Origin of the sequence: Methylocella tundrae, from assembly GCF_038024855.1 — a bacterium.
In the GTDB taxonomy this organism is placed as follows: Bacteria; Pseudomonadota; Alphaproteobacteria; order Rhizobiales; family Beijerinckiaceae; genus Methylocapsa; species Methylocapsa tundrae.
Genome location: NZ_CP139089.1, coordinates 1393958 through 1418506, shown reverse-complemented (window position 1 = coordinate 1418506; position 24549 = coordinate 1393958). Strand labels below are relative to the sequence as shown.

At 61.2% G+C, this 24549-nt stretch carries 25 protein-coding genes and 4 pseudogenes; 18 read left to right on the top strand and 11 right to left on the bottom strand.

Going from position 1 to position 24549, the window contains the following annotated elements; all coding sequences use genetic code 11:
* The 4 genes and pseudogenes from SIN04_RS09095 to SIN04_RS20250 form a co-directional block, all read left to right on the top strand.
* Window positions 1-522, top strand: a complete 522-nt coding sequence (locus tag SIN04_RS09095; RefSeq protein ID WP_134488491.1) for a hypothetical protein — start codon at window positions 1-3, stop codon at window positions 520-522.
* Complete coding sequence (locus tag SIN04_RS09090; RefSeq protein ID WP_134488489.1) at window positions 519-2006, top strand: ATP-binding protein; 1488 nt, start codon at window positions 519-521, stop codon at window positions 2004-2006. The genes SIN04_RS09095 and SIN04_RS09090 overlap by 4 nt, the downstream gene beginning before the upstream one ends.
* Window positions 2007-2018: 12 nt before the next feature.
* Window positions 2019-2657: a response regulator transcription factor gene (locus tag SIN04_RS09085; protein WP_134488487.1), complete on the top strand. Its 639-nt coding sequence runs from the start codon at window positions 2019-2021 to the stop codon at window positions 2655-2657.
* A gap of 512 nt (window positions 2658-3169) precedes the next feature.
* Window positions 3170-3556 (top strand): annotated as a pseudogene (locus SIN04_RS20250) (LysR family transcriptional regulator); the annotation flags it as partial.
* Between the two features lie 66 nt (window positions 3557-3622).
* Here SIN04_RS20250 and trbF read toward each other — a convergent pair.
* The 3 genes and pseudogenes from trbF to SIN04_RS09070 form a co-directional block, all read right to left on the bottom strand.
* A pseudogene (trbF, locus tag SIN04_RS09080) lies at window positions 3623-4129 on the bottom strand (conjugal transfer protein TrbF); the annotation flags it as partial.
* 2 nt (window positions 4130-4131) lie between these two features.
* On the bottom strand, window positions 4132-5370 hold the full coding sequence (trbL, locus tag SIN04_RS09075; RefSeq protein WP_341264384.1) for a P-type conjugative transfer protein TrbL: 1239 nt from the start codon (window positions 5368-5370) through the stop codon (window positions 4132-4134).
* A gap of 92 nt (window positions 5371-5462) precedes the next feature.
* The gene (locus tag SIN04_RS09070; RefSeq protein WP_134488485.1) at window positions 5463-5738 is read right to left on the bottom strand and encodes a hypothetical protein; all 276 of its coding nucleotides are present in this window, start codon (window positions 5736-5738) and stop codon (window positions 5463-5465) included.
* 262 nt (window positions 5739-6000) lie between these two features.
* Here SIN04_RS09070 and SIN04_RS09065 point away from each other — a divergent pair.
* Window positions 6001-7133 (top strand): IS3 family transposase gene (locus SIN04_RS09065; protein ID WP_322847426.1). Its coding sequence is split into 2 segments (ribosomal slippage): window positions 6001-6265 and window positions 6265-7133, totalling 1134 coding nucleotides; the frame shifts between segments, so codons are not numbered across the junction.
* A 489-nt stretch (window positions 7134-7622) separates the two neighbouring features.
* Entirely contained in the window at window positions 7623-7850 is a 228-nt protein-coding gene (locus tag SIN04_RS09060; protein ID WP_134488483.1) for a hypothetical protein, read from the top strand.
* A gap of 579 nt (window positions 7851-8429) precedes the next feature.
* Here the strand turns inward: SIN04_RS09060 and SIN04_RS09055 are convergent.
* Window positions 8430-9562 (bottom strand): IS3 family transposase gene (locus SIN04_RS09055; protein ID WP_322847426.1). Its coding sequence is split into 2 segments (ribosomal slippage): window positions 8430-9298 and window positions 9298-9562, totalling 1134 coding nucleotides; the frame shifts between segments, so codons are not numbered across the junction.
* Between the two features lie 90 nt (window positions 9563-9652).
* On the opposite strand from SIN04_RS09055, the gene SIN04_RS09050 reads away from it, so the two are divergent.
* Window positions 9653-10135: a hypothetical protein gene (locus SIN04_RS09050; RefSeq protein ID WP_341264383.1), complete on the top strand. Its 483-nt coding sequence runs from the start codon at window positions 9653-9655 to the stop codon at window positions 10133-10135.
* Window positions 10136-10180: 45 nt separating this feature from the next.
* On the opposite strand, the gene SIN04_RS09045 is transcribed toward SIN04_RS09050, so the two are convergent.
* The 3 genes and pseudogenes from SIN04_RS09045 to SIN04_RS09035 all read right to left on the bottom strand — a co-directional run.
* Window positions 10181-11143 carry an IS1595 family transposase gene (locus tag SIN04_RS09045; protein WP_134488479.1) on the bottom strand — a complete coding sequence of 321 codons (963 nt, stop codon included), beginning with the start codon at window positions 11141-11143 and terminating at the stop codon, window positions 10181-10183.
* A 56-nt stretch (window positions 11144-11199) separates the two neighbouring features.
* Window positions 11200-11451 (bottom strand): hypothetical protein, encoded by a 252-nt coding sequence (locus SIN04_RS09040; RefSeq protein ID WP_134488477.1) that lies wholly within the window; start codon window positions 11449-11451, stop codon window positions 11200-11202.
* A 138-nt stretch (window positions 11452-11589) separates the two neighbouring features.
* A pseudogene (locus tag SIN04_RS09035) lies at window positions 11590-12025 on the bottom strand (conjugal transfer protein TrbE); the annotation flags it as partial.
* A gap of 59 nt (window positions 12026-12084) precedes the next feature.
* Between SIN04_RS09035 and SIN04_RS09030 the strand changes: the two are divergent.
* The 5 genes from SIN04_RS09030 (at window position 12085) to SIN04_RS09010 (ending at window position 17054) form a co-directional block, all read left to right on the top strand.
* Window positions 12085-12438, top strand: a complete 354-nt coding sequence (locus tag SIN04_RS09030; protein WP_134488475.1) for a hypothetical protein — start codon at window positions 12085-12087, stop codon at window positions 12436-12438.
* A 16-nt stretch (window positions 12439-12454) separates the two neighbouring features.
* The gene (locus SIN04_RS09025) at window positions 12455-12892 is read left to right on the top strand and encodes a 3'-5' exonuclease (RefSeq protein ID WP_341264382.1); all 438 of its coding nucleotides are present in this window, start codon (window positions 12455-12457) and stop codon (window positions 12890-12892) included.
* An 823-nt stretch (window positions 12893-13715) separates the two neighbouring features.
* A protein-coding gene (locus SIN04_RS09020) for an IS3 family transposase (RefSeq protein ID WP_341264381.1) occupies window positions 13716-14905 on the top strand; the annotation gives its coding sequence in 2 pieces (ribosomal slippage) (window positions 13716-13974 and window positions 13974-14905; 1191 coding nt in all).
* 29 nt (window positions 14906-14934) lie between these two features.
* Window positions 14935-16191, top strand: coding sequence for a tyrosine-type recombinase/integrase (locus tag SIN04_RS09015; protein WP_134488471.1), 1257 nt, complete (start codon window positions 14935-14937; stop codon window positions 16189-16191).
* A 287-nt stretch (window positions 16192-16478) separates the two neighbouring features.
* The gene (locus SIN04_RS09010) at window positions 16479-17054 is read left to right on the top strand and encodes an enoyl-CoA hydratase/isomerase family protein (protein ID WP_244605738.1); all 576 of its coding nucleotides are present in this window, start codon (window positions 16479-16481) and stop codon (window positions 17052-17054) included.
* A 203-nt stretch (window positions 17055-17257) separates the two neighbouring features.
* On the opposite strand, the gene SIN04_RS09005 is transcribed toward SIN04_RS09010, so the two are convergent.
* Both SIN04_RS09005 and SIN04_RS09000 read right to left on the bottom strand, forming a co-directional pair.
* Window positions 17258-17671: a GNAT family N-acetyltransferase gene (locus SIN04_RS09005; RefSeq protein WP_166795886.1), complete on the bottom strand. Its 414-nt coding sequence runs from the start codon at window positions 17669-17671 to the stop codon at window positions 17258-17260.
* 84 nt (window positions 17672-17755) lie between these two features.
* On the bottom strand, window positions 17756-18409 hold the full coding sequence (locus tag SIN04_RS09000) for a TetR/AcrR family transcriptional regulator (RefSeq protein WP_134488467.1): 654 nt from the start codon (window positions 18407-18409) through the stop codon (window positions 17756-17758).
* 82 nt (window positions 18410-18491) lie between these two features.
* Here SIN04_RS09000 and SIN04_RS08995 point away from each other — a divergent pair, with 82 nt between their 5' ends.
* Entirely contained in the window at window positions 18492-19226 is a 735-nt protein-coding gene (locus SIN04_RS08995) for an SDR family NAD(P)-dependent oxidoreductase (protein ID WP_134488465.1), read from the top strand.
* An 84-nt stretch (window positions 19227-19310) separates the two neighbouring features.
* On the opposite strand, the gene SIN04_RS08990 is transcribed toward SIN04_RS08995, so the two are convergent.
* Window positions 19311-19694 (bottom strand): putative quinol monooxygenase, encoded by a 384-nt coding sequence (locus tag SIN04_RS08990; RefSeq protein ID WP_134488463.1) that lies wholly within the window; start codon window positions 19692-19694, stop codon window positions 19311-19313.
* An 11-nt stretch (window positions 19695-19705) separates the two neighbouring features.
* Window positions 19706-20541 (bottom strand): annotated as a pseudogene (locus SIN04_RS08985) (oxidoreductase).
* Between the two features lie 121 nt (window positions 20542-20662).
* Between SIN04_RS08985 and SIN04_RS08980 the strand changes: the two are divergent.
* The 5 genes from SIN04_RS08980 (at window position 20663) to SIN04_RS08960 (ending at window position 24071) form a co-directional block, all read left to right on the top strand.
* Window positions 20663-21316, top strand: coding sequence for a TetR/AcrR family transcriptional regulator (locus SIN04_RS08980; RefSeq protein WP_134488461.1), 654 nt, complete (start codon window positions 20663-20665; stop codon window positions 21314-21316).
* A 22-nt stretch (window positions 21317-21338) separates the two neighbouring features.
* Window positions 21339-21875: a GNAT family N-acetyltransferase gene (locus SIN04_RS08975; protein ID WP_134488459.1), complete on the top strand. Its 537-nt coding sequence runs from the start codon at window positions 21339-21341 to the stop codon at window positions 21873-21875.
* A gap of 211 nt (window positions 21876-22086) precedes the next feature.
* Window positions 22087-22209 (top strand): hypothetical protein, encoded by a 123-nt coding sequence (locus SIN04_RS08970; RefSeq protein ID WP_423136021.1) that lies wholly within the window; start codon window positions 22087-22089, stop codon window positions 22207-22209.
* A 24-nt stretch (window positions 22210-22233) separates the two neighbouring features.
* Window positions 22234-23193 (top strand): helix-turn-helix domain-containing protein, encoded by a 960-nt coding sequence (locus SIN04_RS08965; RefSeq protein WP_244605737.1) that lies wholly within the window; start codon window positions 22234-22236, stop codon window positions 23191-23193.
* A 128-nt stretch (window positions 23194-23321) separates the two neighbouring features.
* Complete coding sequence (locus SIN04_RS08960) at window positions 23322-24071, top strand: SDR family oxidoreductase (RefSeq protein WP_134488453.1); 750 nt, start codon at window positions 23322-23324, stop codon at window positions 24069-24071.
* Window positions 24072-24549 lie beyond the last annotated feature (478 nt).

Here is a 24549-nt window from a genome sequence, read left to right as displayed (position 1 = left end):
ATGCCTCGCTTGACGCGCCGGTGCCTTGGTGGCTCATTGCTCATGCTGCTCGGCGCCGGATCTCTGGCTGCGTGCGGCGACGAAGCCGACGAGCCGCAGCGAAAGATTGTTTCGGTCAACCAGCCGGCGCAACTGCCGAAATGGCTGACCGTAAAGGATGTGATCGAACCATCGCTCTGGTTGCGCAGCCGGGAGGTCGGGCGCCTGGCGCTGCCGAGCGACCCCGAGGTCGATCGCCTCCGCCGCGCCATGCATCAGGCGACGCTTCGTTTTTTCGAGGAGCCGCGAATGATCGCCAATCGCACCGCCCAGACGGCCGACATGCTCGCCGAGGCGCACCAGCCCGAGCGCTACGTCGACATCATGACGGGGATGGTCGACGTCGCCGACGCCACCGTGTCAAAAAAGGCGTATGGCGACATGGTGCAGCACTATCTGAACCTGCGCAAAGAAGGCATGGATCGGACCGCGGCTCTGGATAGCCTTACCGCTTCCTACAAGGCAGAAAACAGTCAGAAATGATAACGCCAACCTCCATCGGCGCCGAGGCCGCGCCAGACCGGCGCGGGCGGGTCGCCGCGGCGCCGGCCATCCGGCGCGGGCGGTTCGACGCGCTGCGGCGGCTGTTTTCCCTGCGTTCGCTTCGCACGCGCCTCGTTCTCGGCGTTCTGGCGATCGATCTCGCGGCCGCGGTCTTGACAGGCGCCGTCATTATCCTCAAAGCAAGGACGGCGACCAAGCTCGAAATTGCATCATCGATGCAACTCGCCGAGCAGGTCGTCTCGGACAGCATTCGCCTCCTTCAGGACGCGCCGGCCCCCTTGTTGCTGCGGAGCATCGACTTGCATTTCCAGTCGATTCGCCACGTCAAGATTGAAGTGGCGGATGCCGCGGGGCGCCCGGTCCTGTCCGCGATCAATCCAGACATGCGGGCAAGGCAGGACGCCCCCGATGCGCCCGCCTGGTTCAGCTTCCTGATCGCGCCGCCGGTCGAGATCAAGAATTTTCCCGTCGTCATTCGGGATCAATCGATCGGCGTCGTGACAATCAGGTCGGTGCCCCGGGACGAAATCGGTGAAGCCTGGAACTATGCCTATGCGCTGATCGTCACGACCTTTTGCCTGAACATCATTGTGCTCGGCGCGCTGTTTCTCTTTTTCGGCCGCGTACTGGCGCCGCTGCCGCGTCTTGTCGCGGGCCTCAAGGATCTCGAAACCAAGAACTACGCGGTGCGCCTACTGCGCCCTTCTCTCATCGAACTCGCGACCATCACCGATCATTTCAACAAAGCGGCGGAGGCGCTCTCGGCTGCGCATGACGCCAATCGCAATCTTACCCGCAAGCTCCTGACCGCTCAGGACGACGAGCGGCGCCGCACCGCGCTCGAGCTCCACGACGAAGCCGGCGCCTGTCTTTTTGCTTTGGAAGTCAACGCCACCTCGATCCTGAACATGACGAAGCGCCTGCCAGACGGCGCGCGCATCGGCGAGCGGGCGCGGGACGTCGTCGCGCTGGTCGAAACGGTGCAGGGAATCAACCGCCGGGTTCTCGATCGCCTGCGGCCCATGGCGCTCGGCCAGATCCCGCTGAAAGAGTGCCTGATCAAACTCCTCGTCGATCTCGATGGCGGCGATGGCGGCCCGGCGATCGACCATGCGATCGGAGATTTAAGGCCGAGCTATGGGCCGCTCGTCGATCTCACCATCTATCGCTGCGTCCAGGAAGGCCTACTCAACGCAATACGCCACGCGCATGCAAACCGGATCACGATCGCGCTTAATGAGCGCGATGAGGCAGGGCGGTCCTCGATTGTGATCGGCGTCCGCGACGACGGCATCGGCCTGCGGCCGCCTTTGCGCGCGGGCGTCGGCCTTTCAGGAATGCGCGAGCGGGTCGAAGCCCTCAGCGGATCGTTTGAAATCAACAGCGCGCCGGGCGGCGTCATTCTCGCCATCGCGCTTCCGCTCGACCTTGCCGAAGCGCCCGACGGCCCGACCCTCGACTAACCGCACCTATCCATGACCAGCGTTCTCATCATCGACGATCACCCAATGGTGTTGCAAGGCTGCCGCCGGGTCCTTGAGGACATGGGGATCGGCCGTCTTTACGAGGCGACGACCGTGGTCTCGGGCTATCGAGCCTTCCTTCGCCATCATCCGGACGTCGTCATCGTCGATCTGACCTTTCAGGGAGACGATCTTGGCGGCCTGTCGCTGATCCGGCGCATCGCCTCCTCCGACAGGAAGGCGCGCATCCTTGTTCTCAGCATGCACAATGATCCCGCGATCGTGTCGCGCGCGCTTGAAAGCGGCGCATTGAGCTATGTCTTGAAGGATATGTCCTCGTCGGAGTTTTCGACGGCGTTCGAAAAGGTTCAGCTCGGCGAGGCGCATCTCAGCCACAGGCTGGCGATGCAGGTCGCCATGTTGCGCTCAAAGGGAAATGATTCAGCGACGAAAGATCTCACCAGCCGCGAGGTTCAGATCTTGTCGCTCCTGGGCAAGGGCAACAGCTACGACAAGATCGCCGCGAAACTTGGAATCAGCTACAAGACGGTGACGAATGCATGCTCTTCAATACGGGCAAAGTTGAAGATCAATACGCTCGCCGAGTTGATCCGCTTCGCGATCCATAACGATCCCGAGCGCAGCTCTTGAGACGAGCGCCTCGCCCGGCTCTGACCGCATCCGCCGTGGTTCTGGCGGGCGCCGCCGGGACGATCGGATTCGGCGTTTGGAATGGCGACCACGTGGCGACTCATCTGGCTCCAGCCGTCGAGCCTTGGTTCCTGCGCGCCGGTCAAATCAAAACTTGGGCCAAATGCGGAAGCGACGCCGAACGCCTTGCGTGTACAAAGGCTGGCATCTTGCTCTTCATCGGTGCCGCATTCGACGCTGGCCTAAATTCGTTCAGAAAATGATGTGGTGATACTGTTCTCCTGAGTTTTCCGAGGGCGACCGCGAAAACCTCGGGATTCGCGATCATGTTGCCTTGGCCACGTCGCAGCTAGACATCTTCCGAGTCTTGCGTGGAGCCGGACATTTTTGTTTGGGAAAAGGCGGAATAATCAGGAAATATTTGAAAAATATTTCAGCATTTTTCTCAAACAGGTCGCCACTGTTTTGCCCTCATAACCCTGTCAACCTGCAACTCTTGTGCTTACGCACAAATGATAGTGGGGAGGCTGTTGCTTGGTCAAACTCGTGTCGATCTCTCAGGCGCTTCTGGTAGCCGAGCATCTCAGCTTCAGTCGGCGGTCAGCCGGCGGGTGCGGGCGCTGGAGGACAAGCTCGGCGTTTCCCTGTTTGAGCGCGACGCGGGCGGCATCCGGCTGACAGAAGCCGGGCGCCGGTTTCTCGACCGGTCGCGTTCGGCGCTGGCCGAGATCGATCACGCCGTGAAGGGCGCCGCCAATGCGGGGTGCGGCGCCGAGGGCGCGCTACGGATCGGGATCCTGTCGTCGCTGTCTGGCGGGTTCGTGCGCGAGTTGCTTCGCGCCTATCGCGAAACGCATCGGGCGATCGCCATCGATATCGTCGAGGGCTGCGCAAGGGAGCACCTCGCGCGGATCAGCGAGCGTCTGCTCGACATTGCTTTCGTCACCGGGGCTCCTTCGGCGCTACGAGTCAGGCGAGGCGCGAATGACGCTGGAGACTTCGACGGAGATCTGGACCTTGCCGAGATTGGCGAAGGGATCGTTGGTCCGCGCGAAGTCGTTGAGCGCCGCCGCGCCGCGATCGGTGGTGAAGTCGTAGGCCCGCAGCCATTGCTGGCGCAGGATGATCGGATCGGCCGGCAGGCCGCGCACATCCTCGATGAAGCGCGCGAGGTGGTAGGCGATCTGCGGATCGGTCGCCTGATAGTCTGCGCTGGCGGATGCGATCGCCTGAGCCTGGCCGAGCTTGTCGATCTGCACCACCCAAGGCGTGATCGTGCCGCTTGCCGATTGCCAGATGAGACCGCCTGCGAGGCACCCTGAAAGGATCAGGGAGCCGAAGGCCATCAACCGCCAGTTCCTGGCCTGAACACGGGCCGAGCCAATCCGCTCGTCCCAGACCTGGGCGGCTTTCTGATAGGGCGTCTCCGGCTCAGGGGTTCGCCCGTAGCGCACGGATGGTCGTCGGAACATGCTCATTCCCCTTCGGAGAGATCGACGGACGCGCCGCCGCCGCCGCCATCGCCGGACTTCACCGCGTGGCTGGCCGTGGAGGCGCCATGGCTGATGGTTTGCGAGCGCCTCATGCGCTTCACCCACTCGGGCGGCCCGGCGGTCGCCGGGGAACCGGCCGAGGACGCGCCGCCGCCAGCCGCTTCCCCCGTCACGGCCCGGCCGCCAGCTTCGAAGCTCGACTTGAGGTTGGCGGCGGCGCGGCGCAGCGGGCTGATGATCGTGTCCGCGCCGCCCGAGAGGCCGGCGGTTGCAACGCCGGCGAGCGCCGCGCCGCCACGGGCGGTTCCCGCGATGGCGCTTCCTACGAGGCCGGCGCCGCCCGCGGCGAGACCGGCTCCAGCAACGACGATGCCGCCGGCTGCGAGCCCCGTGCCGACCGCGGCGCCGGCGCCGAGCTGCGGTTCACCCGAAACGATGCCGTTGGCGATGCCGGGTCCGAAGATGCCAAGGCCGAGCAACGAAAGCGCCGCGAGCACGATCGCCATGGCGTCGTCGATCGAGGGCTGCGCGCCGCCGAAGCCCGCCGTGAACTGAGAGAACAGCGTCGAGCCGATGCCGACGATCACGGCGAGCACCAGCATCTTGACGCCAGAGGAGACGACGGCGCCAAACACGCGTTCGGCGGCGAAGGCGGTCTTGCCGAAGAGGTCGAAGGGGATCAGCACGAAGCCGGCGAGCGTCGTCAGCTTGAATTCGATCAGCGTGACAAAAAGCTGGATCGCGAGGATGAAGAAGGCGAGCAGCACCATCGCCCAGGCGAACAGCAGCACCACGATCTGAATGAAGTTCTCAAAGAACGACACATAGCCCATGAGGCCCGAGATCGAGTCGAGGATGGGTCGGCCGGCGTCGAGACCGACCTGGGCGATGCGGCCGGGGCGCAGAAAATCCGCTTCCGCCAATCCGGTTCCCGACGCCCTCAGGCCAAGACCGGCGAAGCTCTCGAAGACGATGCGGGCAAGGTTGTTCCAGTTGCCGATGAGCCAGGCGAAGACGCCGACGAACAGCGTCTTCTTGACGAGCCGCGCGATGATGTCTTCATCCGCGCCCCAGGACCAGAAGAGCGCGGCCAGCGTCACATCGATCGCGATCAGCGTGGTGGCGATGAAGGCCGCCTCGCCGCCGAGCAGGCCGAAGCCTCTGTCGATGTATTGGGTGAAGACCGCAAGGAATCGATCGATGACGCCCGTGCCGCCCATGGCTATTGCGCCCGCTGGCGATCGACCGCTGGTTCCCGATCAGGGTGATAGCGGGGGCTTGAGCCCGTTTTTTTCGGGTCGGTTCCAGAATTTTAAGGTTTTTTGTGCTTGGCTTTCCAAGCAACAATTAAATTGCTCGCGACACGGCTCGTACGTTCGACGATAGTCGGCACACCCATGGTGACACTTTCTACGCGTGATAGATAGTTCGCAATGCGCTCCTGCGAGGCACCGGCTTCAAGGAGCTCCATGAGTTGTGGGATATAATCATCATATTCATCGTCGGGAAGGAGTTCATTACATATGATCGGCTCCCAGTCCCTCAGCAAGACGGCGCGGATGAGCATGAAATCAGAGGTATGTGCCATTTACTTGTCCTCAGAATGCACGCGCTTGAGAATGTCGATCACGCCCTGTTTGAAATTCGAAGAGCTGTAATCGGTGACAACCCGACCGTCGTCATCTAGGACGACGGCTCCGTGATCATTCAGGTAGTAGAATCGACTGTTCGATTGGCGTGTGACTAACAAAGGATTCGCGATAATAGAGCTGGCTCGGGGAATCTGGACGGATCGATAAGTAGCTTTTCCGCCTGACAGCGGCGATGATCGTCGCGCATCAGGAGAGATTATGACCAAACGACCGCGCCGGAACCACACGCCAGGTTTCAAGGCCAAAGTGGCTCTAGCCGCCCTGAAGGGCGAGAAGACGCTGACTGAGCTAGCGCAGGACTTTGAGGTTCATCCGAACCAGATCAGGGACTGGAAGTCGCAATTGCTTGAAGGGGCGGCCGGGGTTTTCGGCGCCGACGCCACGAACGTCCAAGCCGCGCCGGTGGATTTGAAGGCGCTTCACGCCAAAATCGGCGAGTTGGCATTGGAAAACGATTTTTTGGAAGGCGCGCTCATCAAGGCCGGCATGCTGAGCGCAAAGCGATGATCGACCGCAATCACGATCTTCCTATCTCCCGTCAGGCCAAGATCCTAAATATCAGTCGCGGCAGCGTCTATTACAAACCTCGCCCGGTATCGGCCGAAGACCTCGCGCTGATGCGCCGCATCGACGAATTGCATCTGGAATTCCCGTTCGCGGGCAGCCGGATGTTGCGGGATTTTCTGAACCGCGAGGGCGTCGCCGCGGGCCGCCGCCATGTCGCCACGCTGATGAAGCGCATGGGCATCGAGGCGATTTATCGCCGGCCAAACACGTCAAAACCCGCGCCAGGTCACAAGATTTACCCGTATTTGCTGCGCGGATTGAAGGTCGATCGCCCGAACCAGGCGTGGGCGATGGACATCACCTACATCTCGATGGCGCGCGGCTTCGTCTATCTCGCCGCGGTCGTCGACTGGTTCAGCCGTCGCGTGCTCAGCCACCGCGTGTCAATCACAATAGAGGCCGATTTCTGCGTCGAAGCGGTGGAGGAGGCGTTGGCGAAGTATGGCAAGCCGGGGATTTTCAATACGGATCAGGGAAGCCAGTTCACCAGCGAGGCGTTCACCAGCGTGCTGATCGCCAACAAGATCGCAATCAGCATGGATGGCAAGGGCGCCTGGCGCGACAATGTTTTCGTCGAGCGCATCTGGAAGTCGGTCAAGTACGAAGAGGTTTATCTGCACGCCTATGACAGCGTCGGCGTGGCGCGCACCTCGATTGCCCGATATCTAAACTTTTACAATCGGCGGCGCCCGCATTCGAGCCTTGACCGACGCACGCCGGACGAGGCTTATTTCGAACCGACGCCCATCTTGGCGGCGGCCTGAATTTTCCGCCGCCGGGTGCTGGATGCGACTGCGGCCGGGCTTCGCCCTCCCTGCGTCACACCCAACACCCGGCGCCCTCTAACGAAAGCAACCCGGCGGAACGCCACTTATCTTTCGCGGAAAACTGTTTAGACAACCCGAGCCAGCTCTGTAAGTCTCGGGTCTTTCTCGGTTGCGTGAGAATTGCCCCACGTAACGCCGTGAACCGCCCATTGGCGGTGCTGTGCCACCGCCGCAAAGCGGTCAATTAAATCAAGCGCCGTGGCCCTCTGGGCGTCTGTAAAGCGGCCCTTCTTGATAGAGGCGCGGAAAACCGCAATCCTACGTTTTGTGCTTAGGGGCCTTTGATAAAGCGGATCGGGGAATGCTTTTTCGAAGAATCTAAGGCAAGCATCAAGGGCGTCTTCGGCGCACGCCCAAAAATATACGAAACGCCCAGTGTGGAAATATATATAATCGAGCTTAATCGGCCTGCGCGGGAAATAGGGCATGTCTGGCGCCAAATCTGACGACGGAAAACATAGTCATAAAGCAGCCAAGCCTGAGTCGCCAGACTCTGAAATCCTCCCCGACGCATGGGAGCGCTTCGAGCGTGCCGTTGACGTTGTGATTAAGAGCGGGCCGCAGCATAAGGCAGCGGGACCGCGCAACATTACGAAGGACGGGATTAAGAAAAAAAGCAAAACTGGATTAAGGGCAACGACGCGCGAGATCTGAGGTCGTCAAGGCAGTTCAGTGATGATAAATTCCCCATAATGTGAGGGGAATATGTCAGAGCCGTTATTCGAGCCGATCCCAATTCGATATACTGGGTTATATGCCGACGAGCATTTTGTTGACGGGGCGCAATTTGGAAGGTCGATAAGCGGCATTAGCAGGCTTTCAAATAGTATATGTCATTTCGTTTTTTCATCTGAAGTGACGCACGACCCGCGCTCATATAAAGTTAGATTTTTCGTTGGCCCCAGCAAAGAAAATGGGTATCTACAAGAATATTTGCGCTAGTAAACAATGGTCAAATGGCTGTATTCAGCCCGATTATAATTGGCTCTGCAAAATTTATTACAGAATCAATCTTCGATGCGATTGTCAAAATCGCCGCCGGAAGGAAGAGCGAGGCTACGGTGGCGTTAGAAACAATTCGAGAGAGCTGGCTCGGGTTGTCTAAACAGTTTTCCGCGAAAGATAAGTGGCGTTCCGCCGGGTTGCTTTCGTTAGAGGGCGCCGGGTGTTGGGTGTGACGCAGGGAGGGCGAAGCCCGGCCGCAGTCGCATCCAGCACCCGGCGGCGGAAAATTCAGGCCGCCGCCAAGATGGGCGTCGGTTCGAAATAAGCCTCGTCCGGCGTGCGTCGGTCAAGGCTCGAATGCGGGCGCCGCCGATTGTAAAAGTTTAGATATCGGGCAATCGAGGTGCGCGCCACGCCGACGCTGTCATAGGCGTGCAGATAAACCTCTTCGTACTTGACCGACTTCCAGATGCGCTCGACGAAAACATTGTCGCGCCAGGCGCCCTTGCCATCCATGCTGATTGCGATCTTGTTGGCGATCAGCACGCTGGTGAACGCCTCGCTGGTGAACTGGCTTCCCTGATCCGTATTGAAAATCCCCGGCTTGCCATACTTCGCCAACGCCTCCTCCACCGCTTCGACGCAGAAATCGGCCTCTATTGTGATTGACACGCGGTGGCTGAGCACGCGACGGCTGAACCAGTCGACGACCGCGGCGAGATAGACGAAGCCGCGCGCCATCGAGATGTAGGTGATGTCCATCGCCCACGCCTGGTTCGGGCGATCGACCTTCAATCCGCGCAGCAAATACGGGTAAATCTTGTGACCTGGCGCGGGTTTTGACGTGTTTGGCCGGCGATAAATCGCCTCGATGCCCATGCGCTTCATCAGCGTGGCGACATGGCGGCGGCCCGCGGCGACGCCCTCGCGGTTCAGAAAATCCCGCAACATCCGGCTGCCCGCGAACGGGAATTCCAGATGCAATTCGTCGATGCGGCGCATCAGCGCGAGGTCTTCGGCCGATACCGGGCGAGGTTTGTAATAGACGCTGCCGCGACTGATATTTAGGATCTTGGCCTGACGGGAGATAGGAAGATCGTGATTGCGGTCGATCATCGCTTTGCGCTCAGCATGCCGGCCTTGATGAGCGCGCCTTCCAAAAAATCGTTTTCCAATGCCAACTCGCCGATTTTGGCGTGAAGCGCCTTCAAATCCACCGGCGCGGCTTGGACGTTCGTGGCGTCGGCGCCGAAAACCCCGGCCGCCCCTTCAAGCAATTGCGACTTCCAGTCCCTGATCTGGTTCGGATGAACCTCAAAGTCCTGCGCTAGCTCAGTCAGCGTCTTCTCGCCCTTCAGGGCGGCTAGAGCCACTTTGGCCTTGAAACCTGGCGTGTGGTTCCGGCGCGGTCGTTTGGTCATAATCTCTCCTGATGCGCGACGATCATCGCCGCTGTCAGGCGGAAAAGCTACTTATCGATCCGTCCAGATTCCCCGAGCCAGCTCTGAGAAATGGCCAGCAATGACAACGCGATCACTAGACAGCTGCTTAATGGGCAGTTGCAAAACCAGCAATGGCTACAATCAATGGTTGAGAAGCTGGCCGACGAGGGGCGGGCATCGCTTCGCGATGTGGCCGACCCTGTTGGCAGGTCAGTACGAATGATTAGGGTCGGCGACCGGCCGCGCGCATTACCTATAGATGAGCCTGTCGCCGAAGCTCTACGGTCAAGAGGCGAGTTGACGGTCGGCGAAAGTCGTGAATACCGGGTTCGATTAGAGGGCGTGTTTAAAACAAACGGCGCATGTAGGGTAAGACTGCTCGATCTAGACAAGATCGTTGTCGGGAAAATCACCGACCCCTCGGTGGGGTCGGCTGGAAATGTCTATACAAGGGCGCTGAATGATGGCGCCGAGTTGATCGTCGTAGCGAAGCCGACAATGAAGGACGGCAATATCAACCGCCTTTTTATCAGCGATGCTCGTGCGGCCTAACGGTGCCATTTGGATCGCCAGCGCAAAAAGGCGCGGGCTTGCCTCCTAACGTGAAACGGCCTCGCCGGCTTGGTTAGGCCGTCGATAGGTCAGCCTCTTTCCAACAATGCCCTTCGCCAGAATTTCGGCGCGCTCCACATCATTGATGCCGAGCGCGGCGCGGGTGCTGTAGCGGAAATCGAACTCGGCCAGATAGCGGTGCAAATGGCGCTCGCCGCAATGCTGATAAACACCCTTCATGCCACGCTTGAAGATTGAATAGAAGCCCTCGACGGTGTTGGTCGTGATGACCTTTTCACCTTCATAGCGGCCATATTCTTTATCTTCGTGGCGCACGGTGTCATGGCTGGCGTAATCGCCATCCTTGTTGAGGAATTTATACCAGCTTGCCGAGTCGGTCATGACCGCGGTTTCCTTCGCGACATTGGCGCGAATGATCGGGATAAGGGCTCCAATGCTGGTTCCGTCAACGTGCCAGCTACGGGCCGCGCCGCCGCGCTCTACCAGAGTAAGGACGGTGTTGCGGAACTGGCTTCCGCTCATGCCTTTGCGGGGCGGTGAGCCTTCCTGACGGCCAATAATGGTTTCGTCGATCTCGACTGTCTTGCCTTCACCGCCTAGGGGCGACAAGCCGCCGGTGCGCATAGCTTCACGCAAGCGATGCGTCATGAACCACGTCGATTTATAGCTAATGCCAAGCATGCGGTGCATTTGATGCGTACTCATGCCTTTCTTTGAACTGCAAAGAAGGAACAGGGCCGCAAGCCATTTAGTCAGCGGTATCTTGCTGCGCTCGAAGACGGTTTTGATCGTTACCGTAAATTGCTCGCGGCATTCCGCGCACTGGTAGAGACCGGCGCGGTGAGCTTTGCCTTGGAGAGATTTGATGCGGGATTGGTCAGCATTGCTGCAATGCGGGCATGTCGGACCATTCGGCCAAATCCGTGCTTCGAGCCATTCGCGGGCTTTAGTTTCGTCGTGGAAGATGGGGTTTGAAAGGTCAGACATGTCTTTGTCTCTAGAACGATCCGCCGAAGAAGATAGGCTCTGGAAATTGCTGGACGTTATGCTTCTTGAGGCCCAAACCCTTCGCTTAAAAGAAGGGCACAAAGCTCGCGAGCGCACGTTGCGTTCATTAGGAAAGGACCCTGATGCTCGGTGTCGTCAGCGAGTAACAAGACAAACGAATCGATGGCCGTTCGCTTGCCAGCAAGGCTGAGGATTTCGTCGCCGCGACCGTACGCTTCTGCCGCGCGCCCGATTGTTGCCTCAGTTATGGTTGGGCGAAATCTTTGAAAATCATCTTCGTCCGTCATGGCTAGCTCCTACGCGCAAAATGATACGCCTGGTAGCTGCTTTGTCAAGGTTATAATCGCCCGGTTTTGTCAAAAACAAACCATGAACAAAAATGCGAGGGAAATGTGTGCGAGAGCGTTCCGCGCTCATTCGGCCGCTCAACCCGCGCCGCGCAGCCGCAGCCAGTTGGACGCAAAGCCCACGCGGCCATGCTCGGCGAGCACATGCTCGATGGCGGCTTGATCCGTCTTCGAGGATGCGGCCGTAAAGGCCAGCGCGACCTCGCCGAGGCCCAGCTCGAACAGCCGGTTGCCGCGCCGCGGGCAGTAATAGTCGCGCTTCGGCGTCGCGCGGGGCGAGGATCTCGATCTGACGATAGTTGAGGCCGAAGCGGCGATAAATGGCGGTGATCTGCGGCTCGATCGCGCGCGCGTTCGGCAGGAAGAGGCGCGTCGGGCAGCTTTCGATGATGGCGGGCGCGATCGCGGAGCCGTCGATGTCGGACAGCGACTGGGTGGCGAAGACGACGCTCGCGTTCTTCTTGCGCAGGGTTTTCAGCCATTCGCGGAGTTGGCCGGCGAAGCCCTCGTCGTCCGCAACTCACTAAGCTGACGGAGTTGTTCGCGCGGGCCCACGGCAACCAGGGCGGCCCGATGATGGGGCACCTGCGCTGCGGGACGACCAAGTCCGACGACGGCAGCCTGGCGCTCGAAGACCTAGGGGCGATCCCGGACCTCGCGGCCGGCGCCATTGGTGAGTTTACGGATGTGCTTGATCGCGATGGCGCTGGGCCGCTGGCAGGCATCCTTCAACGTCTTCCCGTCGGCCTGACGTGGAAGACTCGAATGATCATGCCTTGGCTCTTGCGGGAAGTATCGGCACTGATGCGGATGACGTGCATTATCGACGGTGCGCCTGGGTCGCCAAAGTGGCGAGCGACGATCCCGCGCTGGTACACGGTTGGCGACTCGCTAAGCCTTCTCGGGATTCCCAGCCAGCGTTTGTAAGAATCGATCTGGGCGCGTGGTTGATGCGCTCCGGTATGACCCGGGACGTTTCGCGACGGCCGACGCATGGCACGACCACGCGCGCGGACTGCTCGCACCGCTGTTACCGACCGGCGGGCGGTCGATCAATCAGCGGTTCCGTCGCAATGCCGATCTCGCTAAGGCGCTATCCTGGGCACCGCCGAGTGGGCACTGCGCCCGCACCATCCATAGCGTGAAGGGCAGGGAGTTTCCGGCGGTTTGCGTGGTGATGTCGTCGCGCACAGCCAAGGGTATTCTCGACTATCTGATGACGGGCGCTCCCGCCGCCAGCAGCGAGGAGGCCAGAAAGATCTACGTTGGCGCCTCGCGCGCGCAACGGCTGTTGGTGATCGCCGCGCCGAAGTCTCAGGCGGCACGCTTGGCGAGCCTTTTCCAGGCGACAGGCGCGACGGTCTTGCCTGTCGCTCTGTAGCGGCGTTGATGGTGGCGCACACTGTTCAATGGAGCCCTGGGACGAGGATCGGCGCTGGTCAGGCGCCACAGCATCACGGGCCTGGACCCGACGTCATGTCGGCCGGCCTGGACATCTCTGCTCCTGACGGTAAAATTGTCAGAGTGGGAGGCAAATTGCTGTATGTCGTCGCCGCATCTTGAGTAACACATTGATTCAACACGACGTTTTGAGTTTCTGACGGTATTTTCGTCGTCCTTCGGCGCTTCATCTCGTCATCGATAGACGCGCGAGGTTTGCCCCGAAAGGACGATAGTTGGCGATTGAATGCGATAGGAGGATTTTGCGGAAAACCGAATTTTCCCAATGAAAACAACAGCCAGAATTTTTGACGGTATGGCTGATGGGAAATGTGCGGTGTCTGGACGGTTTTCCAAATAAAAACAGACCCTTACGGGTCTGTTGAACAATAATGATGTGGTTCGCGGTGTTTCGCGAACTATCGCCACTTCGTCATAACTAGCTGAAATCAAACAAAAATGCAATCACGCACTATCGGAGCCTATCGCCTTGAAGCGATGAGCTCTGACGGTGTGCGCGACGGTATGCATTTTTCGCCATCCGCCGAATTTTCACCCTACCGTCAGGCCAAAAGCTGAAGCGATCCGCTAAAAGTCTGTCTAACTGGCTGGTATATAATGACTATTCTCATCGATTGACGGTATCAAATTTGACGGTAAAATTGACCTCGAAAAAGGCGTTTTCGATCGTCAACGAGGCTGACCTTGCCCCCTGAGGCTTATCCGGTTTGAAGTTTGCTCTGGCCCATGATGAGGACCGGAGAATGAAGCGCAGCCGTTTCAGCGAAGAGCAGATCATCGGGATATTGAAGGAGCACGAGGCCGGGGTTTCGGTAGCCGATCTGTGCCGCAAGCACGGCGTCAGCGACGCGAGCATTTATAAGTGGAAGGCCAAGTACGGCGGCATGGATGTGTCGGAGGCCAAGCGGCTGAAGACGCTTGAGGACGAGAACACGCGGCTGAAGCGGCTTCTGGCGGACGCTATGCTCGACAATGCGGCGCTGAAAGATCTTCTTGGAAAAAAATGGTGACGCCCGCTGCCGAGCGAGAGGCCGTCGCGCATCTTCGATCAGCCTTCGAGATGAGCGAGCGGCGGGCGTGCAAGGTGATCGACTGCTGCCGGATGACGGTTCGCTACGCGACGGCCCGCACGGATGACGGCGCCCTGCGCGAGCGGATGAAGGCCATGGCGCACGAGCGCCGCCGGTTCGGCTATCGCCGCCTGCATGTCCTGCTGCGACGGGAGGGCTATGTGGTCAATCACAAGCGACTGTTCCGGCTCTATCGAGAGGAGAAGCTCGCCGTCCGGCGTCGTGCCGGGCGCAAGCGGGCGATCGGGACGCGAGCGCCGATGCTGATCCCCTTTGCCCCCAACGACCGCTGGTCGCTGGACTTTGTCTCGGATCAGCTCATCGACGGACGCCGCTTCCGCATTCTGGCGGTCGTCGACGATTGCACCCGCAAATGCCTTGGCCTGGTGGCTGATACCTCGCTCTCCGGCCTGAGGGTCGCACGGGAGCTGGATCGTCTGATCCATGAGCACGGCAAGCCCAAGATGGTGGTCAGCGACAACGGCAGCGAACTCACCTCGAACGCGATCTTGCGCTGGGCGGACGACAGTCTGGTGGCCTGGCATTACATCGCGCCAGGCAAACCGGTTCAGAACGCCTTCATCGAGAGCTTCAATGGGCGGTTGCGGGATGAACTCTTGAATGAGACGCTGTTCCGGTCGCTACCGCATGCCAGAGCCATGTTGGCGGCCTGGCGAGACGATTACAATACCAGGCGACCTCACTCTCGCCTCGGCTGGCGCACCCCGGCCGAATATGCCGCAACCTTCGAACCACAACGGGTGCAGGCGCGGCGCTCGATGGTAGGCTCCGCGCCTGCGCCCGTTGCTCACCCCGCTCAAACGAGCATCACAATCCGCCGGAGCGAACTCAAAACTGGATAAAACTTGGGGGCAAGGTCAAGGCCGTTCCCATGCTCACTGACATGGCCATCAAGAGGCTGAAACCAAAGGATAAATTATACAAGGTGGCAGACCGTGACGGTATGTACGTTTCCGTCGCCACGACAGGCCAAATCACCTTCCGGTACGACTACCGTCTGAACGGCCGCCGGGAGACGCTGACGATCGGCCCCTACGGCCCCGATGGCTTCACGCTCGCCGACGCGCGCGAGCGCTGCATCGCCGCCCGCAAGCTGGTGGCGGAGGGACTTTCCCCCGCGCACGAGAAACAGCGCGACAAGCGGCGCAAGGCCATGGAGCGCAGCTTCGGCGCGGTGAGCGCCTTATGGATCAAGGAAGCGCGCATGGCGGAAAGCACCCGCTCGATGCGCAAGGCCATCCTCGATCGCGATATTCTCCCTGCCTGGAAGAACCGCCTTCTGACCGAGGTGACGCCGGATGATCTGCGCCAGCTCTGCGCCAAGGTGAAAGAGCGCGGCGCGCCGGCGACCGCTATCCACGCCCGCGACATCGTCAAACAGATCTTCGCCTTCGCGATCCTGCACGGCGAGAAGGTGCCGAACCCGGCCGACGAGGTCGGGCCAGCCTCGATCGCGACCTTCCAGCCGAAGGATCGGGCGCTGTCGCCAGCCGAAATCAAGATCATGCTGCAGCAGGTCGAGCACGTGCCGACCCTGCCGACCATCCGCCTAGGCCTGCGCCTGATCCTGCTCACCATGGTGCGCAAGAGCGAACTGACCGATGCCGTCTGGGACGAGGTCGATTTCGAGAACGCCGTCTGGACCATTCCGAAGGAGCGCATGAAGCGGTCGAAGGCGCACAACGTCTATCTGTCGCAACAGTCGCTCGACATCCTGATTGCCCTGAAGACCTGCGCCGGCAACTCACGCTATCTGCTGCCTTCCCGCTACGACGCCGATGCGCCCATGTCGCGCGCGACCTTCAATCGCGTGACCACGGCCGTCGTGGTGCGGGCGAAGAAGGAGGGGCTGCCGCTGGAGCCGTTCACGGTCCACGATCTGCGCCGGACCGGCTCGACGCTCTTGAACGAGATGGGCTTCAACAGCGACTGGATCGAGAAATGCCTCGCTCACGAGGACGGACGCTCATCGCGTGGCGTCTACAACAAAGCGGAATACGAACCGCAGCGCCGGCACATGCTCCAGGAGTGGGCCGATATGGTCGATGCCTGGGTGAACAGCCAGAAGCGTGTGCCGACGCTGTTGCCGCCGTCAATGCCGTTTATGGGGGTTGAGATGGGGGCGTGATAGTGCGCTCGCCGTATATATTGGCGGACTGCGACCGTCGAAAACACTATCGCACTGCTGATGCAGTGAACGATTCGGGTAGAGAGTCTCGGATGGCGCCGCGACAGTGAGCGGTGTCTGCCGTCCAAGTGCGACTGTCGCCTTTGGTCGATGGGCGCGGTGAACGATGCGTCGATGGGCAACCCCGTAGTCGCCCTTGCCCATCGCGATGACAGCTGGAGAGATTACGGTCGGGCGGAATGGCGCTCCGCCATATAACGTCCAGGCGAGGTGCCGAGCGCCTTGCGATGGACGGCCTGAACCCCTTCCAGGCTTTCGGCGAACTGATGCGGGCGCAGCCGCAGGTGACGATCATGAAATTAGCCGGCATTGCACGCGGCGGCGGAGCGGAGTTCGTCGCGGCCGCCGACATGGCCTTTGCGGCGGTGGGCCGCGCCGGCCTTGCGCAGTGCGAGGCGCTCATGGGCATCACGCCGGGCGGCGGAGCGACGCAATATCTCGGCTCGCGGATGACGCGGGGGCGCGCGCTCGAGGTGGTGCTCGGCGCCGATCTCTTCGATGCCGAAACGGCGGAACGCTACGGGTGGGTCAATCGCGCGCTGCCGGCCGATCGGATCGATGGCTTCGTCGCCCGACTGGCTCGGCAGATCGCCGCCTTGCCTGCGGGGGTGATCGCGGCGGCCAAAGCGGCGTTGCCGCCGCCGGATCTACGGGACGGGTTCGGTCGCGAGCACGCCGCCTGGGCCGGGCTGTTCGCGCAACCGGCTGCGGAGACGTTGATCCGGGGTGGCCTGAAAGCCGGAGCCCAGACCAGGGATGGTGAACGCGACCTGGAGGGGTTGCTGCGGCGCCTGTCGTTCTGAGCCGGAAGAAGCGGAATCGCTCACCGGTTGGGCTTCGACGCCGTTGCCGCCGTCGAGGCCGTTCATTGCGGCTGAAGTGGCCTTGCAATGAAGATCACTTCGACCGCATCGCTGTGCGCATCAACTCGGGTTGCGCACCCATGTCTTCAGGCAGATGGGGTGTCGCCGAGCGTCTTCCTCATGAAGACGCGTCGAAATCCGTCCTACTCGGCCCGGTCATACTCCATCCACCCGAGTTTCCGGTAGAGCACGAGGTTCTCGTGCATCAGTTCGTTCGTGAACAGCCGGATCTCGGGAAGCCCTCGCTGCCGTGCCTGTTCTTCCGCGTGGGCCAGGAGCCTGGATCCGAAACCACGGCGCCGATGGGTGGTCGATACGGCCACATTGCCGACCTCGAAATGGTCCATTGCGGATTTGAGGACCATCATGCCGACCACGGTGCCATCGAGTTCGAGAACCCAGACATCGCCCACATCGACGAGATGCCCATAATCGGCGGTCATCGGAGCGGGCGGCTTGCCTAGACGCTCGACATATTTTCCGTACGCGTCTCGAATCAACGCCTCGATCTTCCGCACGTCCTCGGGAACGGCGGCTCGCATCCTCGGTTCGGTCATGGGGATCTCTCTGACTGTCTTCATCATCCAGCGTGCGTGGCGTGGCAGGAGTTCGAAATGGGCGAATTTCGCCGGTCGCTTTACTCATCGACATCCTGGCGCAAGGGTACGCATCGCGCGCGCGCAAAGGTAGGCGCGGCACAGGATCGGCAGTTCGCGGCGCATCGCCGCCAGCTCCTGCCGTGTCGCGCCACGCTCCAGGACCGCGCGGGTTGTGCCGGCGAGGGTGGCGCGAAGGGTGAAGGCGACTTCGTCCGGCGCGTCGAAGGTGACGTCTTCGGCGCTCTTCAGAACATCACACACTGCGTTCTGGTTGCGTCGGGCGACAGTGCCGAGGAGGTCGTCCGTGTCGATCTCCGCCGCCACGGCATAGAGCGCGCGCGCGGCATCCAGGTTCTTGGTCTTGGCATCGAGATACGCTTCGACCAGCCCGTCGGAAATCGTCTCCAGCGACAGGCCGTGACACCGTGCGCGGGCCGTCGCCACGCCATCCGCTACAGCCTCGATGTGCCGCGCGAGCAGGGCGAAGAGCAATGCCTGTTTCTGCGGGAAATACTGATACATCGTGCCGACCGAGACGCCGGCCCGTTCCGCGACCCGGGTGGTCGTCAGACGCGACAGACCGTCCGAGAGCAGAACCTGAATGGTTGCCTCGAATATGGCATCGACCGTGGCTTTCGCCCGGGCCTGACGCGGCTGTTTCCGGGCCTTTATCTGTTCAAGAGACTCCCGCGCCATATGCGAATTCCAAAGCTGAAGGATGCTTCATAAAGTACGGTCAACTCACTAGCCCTTCAATGGCTTCGGGAAAGGACTTCAGATGGCACAGTTTGCCGGAAAGACGGCACTCGTCACCGGAGCCAACAAGGGCATCGGCCTGGAGATCGCCCGCCAGCTGGGCAAAGCGGGGTTGAACGTCATCGTGGCGGCTCGTGACGTGGAGCGTGGAACGACTGCCGTCCGGGTTCTCCGAGACGAGGCGATCACGGCGCGGTTTGTGCGCATCGACCTGACCGACCCCGCATCCGCGCAAGCCGCCGCCGCCGATATCGGCGATCGGGAAGGGGCGTTGACGATCCTGGTCAACAACGCGGGCATCACCGACCCTCGGGACGGGGCGCCGAGCTCGGCCGACCTCGACGCCGTCCGGCGTATCTTCGACACCAACTTCTTCGGCACGCTGGCCGTCACGCAAGCCATGCTGCCGCTTTTGAAGAAATCTGCCCCGGCGCGGATCGTCAATCTCTCCAGCGGCCTCGGATCTCTCTCGCTCCACGGTGATCCGGACTGGGAATACGCCCCCTACAAGCTCATCGGCTACGCTGCCTCCAAAGCGGCCGTGAACATGCTGACGGTGCAACTCGCCGCCGAGCTGCGCGACACCGGCCTCAAGGTCAATTCCGCCGATCCCGGATTCACGGCGACCGACCTCAACGGTCACAGGGGACGGCAGACCATCCCCGAAGGAGCCGCAGAGGCCGTTCGCTTGGCCCTGCTCGACGACGACGGTCCGACGGGCGGATTCTTCGCCACCGCGGGTCGCGAACCCTGGTGAGCGGCTCGAGGCGGCACGCGCACTTCGGGAGCATCGCCCGACGGCGGCCCGTGCCGCCGCCGTCTCCCTCCGGGCGACGAGGGTTCAGTCCGGGGCCGCTGCGTAGGGGTGGGCGGCGATGCGCATCGGCGGTTCGGCCAGAAGCCCGAGGATCTCATCGCGGAGTTCATCTGCGAGCGCGCTGGTCTCGTAGCCGACCTTGGCCGCATCGGATCTGAACACTTCGATGTTCCAGAGCACGTCGGGATCGCCGTCCTCGCGGAGAATGATGAAACGGTCGGAGGCGCCGGACTTCGCCATGCCCATCGTGGCCAGTTCGAACAGTCTGTCGCCGGCTCCGGGCTTGGCGCGCATCCTGATGATGTAGGCGGGTTGGGCCTGCAGGGTCATGCCGTCTCCTTCGGGTTGGATCGAACCGTCATTCCAGATGCGGAACAGGCCGGACGTCGGGCATGAACGATGGTTCATGCCCGCACCGGTTATGCAAAGTCGGTTGACCGCGAGACCGCTTCCCATTCCGCGATCTCCGCTCTCATCGCCGCGATCTTGTTCTCGACGAGCCCGAGGGCGTCGGCGCCGAGATAGAGCCGCACCGGCGGGTTGTCGGATTCAACCAATTTCAACAGTGCCTCGGCCGCCTTGGCCGGATCGCCGGGTTGCCTGCCGCTCTTCGCCTGACGGGCGGCGCGGATCGGGTCCATCACGGCATCATAGTCGGCGATGCTGCGGTCCGTGCGGACCATCGACCGGCCCGCCCAATCGGTGCGGAACTGGCCGGGCGCAAGCGCCGTCACATGAATGCCGAGCGTCTTCACCTCCTTGCCCAGCGCCTCGGAAATGCCTTCGAGGCAAACTTGCTGCCGCAATAATAGGTAATCCCCGGCATGGTGATGAAGCCGCCCATCGACGTGACGTTGACGATGTGGCCCGAGCGGCGCTGCCGCATGCCCGGCAAAACCGCCTTCATCATCGCGACAGCCCCGAAGACGTTGACGTCGAACTGCCGCCGGATGTCGTCGAGGGGCGACTCCTCCATGATGCCCTCATGGCCGTAACCGGCATTGTTGATCAGCACGTCGATCGGGCCGACGTCGCGTTCGGCCTTGGCGACCGCATCGGGAATCGCGCCGAAGTCGGTCACGTCGATCACGATGGCATGGGCGCGGCTCGGCGCCTGGGCCGAGAAGTCCGCCGCCGCCTCGCCATTGCGGACAGTGCCGATGACATGGTGTCCGGCCGCCAGGGCGCCAGCGGCAAAGGCCTTGCCGAGACCCGAACTGACACCGGTGATCAGGAAGATTTTCTGCTTGCTCATCTGCTGTTCCTTGCCGATGGAGGTCGCCGACGGCGGAGCGGCCGTCAGGGAATCTATATCGTGATATCTAATTTATATCATGATATAGATTTTTCAACAGTCAGATTCGAGAGACGGACGCATGACCGATGACACGTCGCCGCTGCCGCTCCGGGAGCGGAACCGGCAACTGGCCCGAGACGTCGTGCTGGACGCCGCCGAGCGGCTTCTCCAGGCGAGCCCCAGCGCGGAATTTTCCATGCGGGCGCTGGCGACGGAAGCTGGGGTCGGATTTGCGACGCCGTTCAACCATTTCGGCAGCAAGAACGCGATCATGCAGGCCCTGTCGTCGCGGGTGATCGACCGCATGGCGACGCGCTTCCGGGAGCAGTGCCCGCAGGGCGACGCCGTCGATCGCGTGCTCGCCATGGGGAGGATCAGTGTCGGCGTTCTCTTGGAGAAGCCGGACGTCTCCAAGGCGGTCGTGGGATCGCTCGGTGTCGCCGGCCCGAGCCCGAGTGCGGTCCTGCCCCAATCCGAGGCGCTCTGGTCCCTGGCCCTCGGCGATCTCTCCGCGCTGCCCTCGGATATGCCGATCTTGCTGCGCACCGTCCTGCCGCAACAGCTCGCCTTCACCTTTCGCGGCTGCGTGTCCTTCTGGATTGCCGGCGAACTGACCGACGAGATGTTGGAAACGGCCTTTCGAACCGGCGCCCTAGCTGTTCTTCTCGGCTTTGTGGGCCCGACCCGGCGGGCGGCGTTGATGGCCCAAATGGGTCCGCCGCCGGCGCCCTGACGGAACGAGACGAGGCGGAGCAATGAACACTGTCGAAACCGATCGGCTGATCTTGCGAAATTTCAAACAGGGTGATGCGGCCGATCTGCTCGCCTATTTGCACCGGCCCAGGTCGAGTTGTTTCTTCTCGCTCAAACTGGAAGATCTCGCTGCCGCAGAGGCGGAAGTGGCAACGCGGAGCGGCAACGACGAGCATATCGCCGTGTGCTTGCGAAGCTCCGACAGGTTGATCGGTGACCTGTTCTGCATCCATGAGCCTCCTGACACCTATTCCGTCGGCTGGAATTTCAACGCGGATTTTGGCGGCGCCGGTTACGCCTTCGAGGCTGCGCGTGCCCTCTTCGAGCACCTGTTCTCCGTCGAGCAAACCCGGCGCCTCTACGCCTATGTGGAGGAAGACAACGTCGCCTCGCAGCGCTTGTGCGAAAGATTGAGGATGAGGCTGGAGGGGCTGTTCAAAGAGTTCATATCCTTCGGGGTGGACGACCAAGGCGTCCCGAAATTCGAAAACACGATGCAATACGCCATCCTGCGGAAAGAATGGACGGCGTGGCGATAGCTGGGAGGAACCAGGCGCGGATCGTACGGCGAACACGCTTTTGCGCCCGAAATTGTCGGCCGATCGACGTAGGTCATGATCCGCACCGCCCGGGTTTTGCCGCGCGCGTCCGATGAAAATGCTTGGCCGTTGCGTCGGTTGAGGTCATCGCCGGTTGCCGAATGGTCGGTATGATGAAGCACGCGGTCGCCGGGAAAGTGCCCACCAAGGGGTGACCCGAGGTTCGTCCAACCGTTTCCAATATTGGGTCGGCACGGAGTTCGTCGATGGTGCTCGCTACAGAACTGAACGATATCATCGTTGTGGGCAACTGAAATACGATGAGGAAATTTGAATACGTAATGCAAGGAAGGCGATATTGGCTTTGACTGAACCGTCGACCCCGTCATTTCTCCCTGAACGGACCTCCCCGATCGGGCTCGAAGCCCATATCAGTGGGACCACGTTGATCAGCGGCGACGGACCGGCGTGGAAAGACGTCTTCGTGCAGGTCTTCTCCCGCAATCGCGTTCAGCAGCCTTTCCTGGTTCCCGCCGTTGTCGAGCCGCTCATCGTCTGGGTCATGTCGGGCAGTGCCACCGTCGAAGAAAGAGATCTCGGAGGTGAATGGCAAGCGAGCCGCGTGAGTGTCGGCGATTTCTTCCTGACGCGATCACCTGTTCCCTATGAAATGCGATGGCAGGCCGACGGCGATCGGCCATTCCAGGTGATGCATCTCTATGTCTCCATCCCGCTGTTCGAAAAGGTCGTGCGCGAGATGCAGGGCAAGGCCTACGGCAACGTCACCTTGAGGGACGTGTCGGGTGATCGCGACACGACGATCTCGCATGTCCTGAGCCTCCTTCACGGCGAATTGGTCGCCGAAGGCGGCGGCAGCGCATTGTTCGTCGAAGGACTGGCGCAGAGCCTGACCGTGCATCTCGTGCGCCACTATGGAATTGCGGATACCGAAGCGCGGGCCCAAAACGCCTTGCCCGGCTCGAAACTGCGGCGAGCGATTGCCTTCATGGCCGCCCGGCTCGATCAGCCCTTCGATCTCGACAGGCTGGCGCGCGAGGTGGGCATGAGCGAATTCCACTTCAGTCGGCTCTTCAAGACGTCGACCGGGGTCCCGCCTTCGCTGTATTTCATCCGGCGGCGTGTCGCCAAGGCGCAGAAACTTCTGCAAGAAACCGACACCCCCATCATCGAGATCGGAATGACCGTCGGCTACTCCAGCCCGAGCCATTTCGCACAGATCTTCCGCCGAGAGACGGGTCTCTCGCCGACCGACTATCGTCGCGGCCGAGGCAATTCGAGCCTCCCGACAGCGAATTGAGCAAAATCCCGACAGGCTCGGCAAGGCGCCGAGAGAGGGAAGAGCCGGGGTTTCATAGATGTCTCCCTGTCGAGCGTGAACGCCGTCCCACTCCTGGGACGGCTTCGCCCGCCACAAGGAGACGAGCCGTGACCAACATCAACGGAAAAGTCGCACTGATCACCGGTGCATCGAGCGGCATCGGCGCGGCCGCGGCGCTGAAGCTGGCGGCTGCGGGCGTCAAGGTCGGCATCGCGGCCCGGCGCATCGATCGCCTCGAAGCCCTGAAGGCCGACATCACGAAAGCGGGCGGCGAAGCGTTCGTGATCGATATGGACGTGGTCGATCCGGCCTCGGTCGAAGCCGGCGTCGAGAAACTGATCGATGCCTACGGCTCGATCGACGTTCTCTTCAACAATGCCGGTCTGATGCCGCTTTCCGACGTCGACCAGCTCAAGACCAGCGAATGGCACCGCATGGTCGATGTCAACGTCAAGGGCTTGCTCAATACGACGGCGGCCGTGCTGCCGCAGATGATCGCGCAGCATTCCGGCCACATCTTCAACACGTCCTCGATCGCCGGGCGCAAGGTCTTCAAGGGGCTGTCGGTCTATTGTGCGACGAAGCACGCCGTGACCGCCTTCTCCGACGGCCTGCGTATGGAGGTCGGGCAGAAGCACAACATCCGCGTCACCTGCATTCAGCCCGGTGCCGTCACCACCGAGCTCTACGACCAGATCACCGATGCCGGCTACCGTCAGCAGATGGAAGATCTCACCAAGCAGATGACCTTCCTGCAGGGCGCGGATATCGCCGACACGATCCTGTTCGCGCTCCAGGCGCCGGCCCATGTCAACGTTGCGGAACTCTTCGTTCTGCCGATCGACCAGGGTTGGTGAGCGCGTGACCCGTCCATAGCGGAACGCCCATCCACTCGTCGTTGACGGGAAGATGGGGGATCAAGGAGCCGCACCATGAATGAATTGCCAGCATCGCAGGCTCATCGCTTGGCGCGATCAAGATGCACGGCTTTCAAGGTTTGGCGGCTTTACACAGCCAGATCCGGTTCTCATGCTTGGCGCCCGCTGGCGCTCGTGCTCGGTGGCTTGTATGACGTGGCATCGCGCTACACCGCAATCATTGGGCCAACAGTGTGACTCAGCGTCGAACGGTGCCCCTACCGCTAATTAAACCCAAGAAATTGGACGAATATCATATTCTTGCAATTGGTGAGGGGGCGCGATCGGCGCTGATCGTGACCCCACACCAATAGATGAACTCGGCGTGTTTACAATAAACTGCCGAGATCCATAGTGGGGTCATTCTTTGGAGTCGGTTCACAGGGTAGAGACTATTCGGGGTGGCGGGCCGCGAGGG